Below are 1,134 nucleotides of genomic sequence, written 5' to 3' on the forward strand. Positions count from 1 at the left end.
GCAGCTCTGGACATCTATACCCGGCTGCGTACTCAGGCAGCCGGACAGCCGAACACTCCCTGCGATGACAAGGAGATCGAGTTAACACTGGCCAGGCATTTCCAACTCATGGGGGACAAGGACAGCCAGCAACAGGCCCTGGACATCTTTACCCGGTTGCGTACCCGGGCAGCTGGGAAGCCGAACATCCCTTGTGATGACAAGGACATCGAACTGGGTATAGCAGCCATTCACGTTGATACGGGAGCATGGAAGCAGTTTGATGAACTGCAACTCGAAAATCAGTTGTTTTCAGGGTTCGAAACCAGCCTGTGTTTCAGCGTCCGCAACTTCCGGGAATTAACGCTGGTTGAGAACATATTGCCCGAGCACTCGGCTCTTTTGGGGAAAGCGTTACATTGGGCCGCTCTTGCGGTGGAAAAAAGTGGAGGCACAAGTGCATCCTGTCTCAGTCAACTGGCCCATTGCTTCCGTCTTTTATCCGTATGGCCGAAATCTATGCTGGAAACTTTAGGGGTTAAAGAAGGAGAGACATGCGAGTTCAAACAGAAAACCAAATCACTCTTTGCTATAGCCACCAAGCTTGAACCCTATCGAGATGAACTGAAGAAAGATGAATCCTGGAGGCGTTCGGAACGGCAGTTATTGGCAAATCTTACGGCCACCTCACACTGAACTGCAGACAGCCCCGTTACTGATTCAGACGAGTGTTGAAACTTTGTAGCCTCACCATAATCCATACACAGCATTGGTTTCACAAACTCTCTTGAGTAGAACTGTTTCAGAGGCTTTTCAGCGTATGGACTCAACATCGAGCACTAGGGGAAGCAGCCATCATCGGCAGGCTTCCCTTCCCCACAGGCATCGATATTCAAGTAGGTATAAGTCTGACACCTCCACTACGCATGGCTCTCCAGCCCGAAGGCATGGTGGGCACTGCGAGCACCATCAACTTTCACAACGTCGTTTCCGGCCCTACCCGGCCCCCTCTTCTATACAAAGAGAGTACGACATAAATGACTGCTTCCGTCGTCTGAAAGCCAACCCTCAGAGTGTATTAGATGAGACCAAAGCGCTATTAAAAAAATACTCGGGAAGCCCGCTTCAATATGCCCGTGTTGTGCAATTAAAAGC

Annotated in this window: 1 protein-coding gene; it reads left to right on the forward strand. The window is 50.4% G+C overall.

All coding sequences use genetic code 11. The annotated features are described in order from the left end of the window. Positions 1 to 675: hypothetical protein (locus E1189_RS23380; protein ID WP_196221113.1), on the forward strand; the 675-nt coding region annotated here is incomplete at its 5' end. Between the last annotated feature and the right edge of the window lie 459 nt (positions 676 to 1,134).

The sequence above is a fragment of the Parendozoicomonas verongulae genome (assembly GCF_009711465.1).
Taxonomy (GTDB): Bacteria; Pseudomonadota; Gammaproteobacteria; order Pseudomonadales; family Endozoicomonadaceae; genus Sansalvadorimonas; species Sansalvadorimonas verongulae.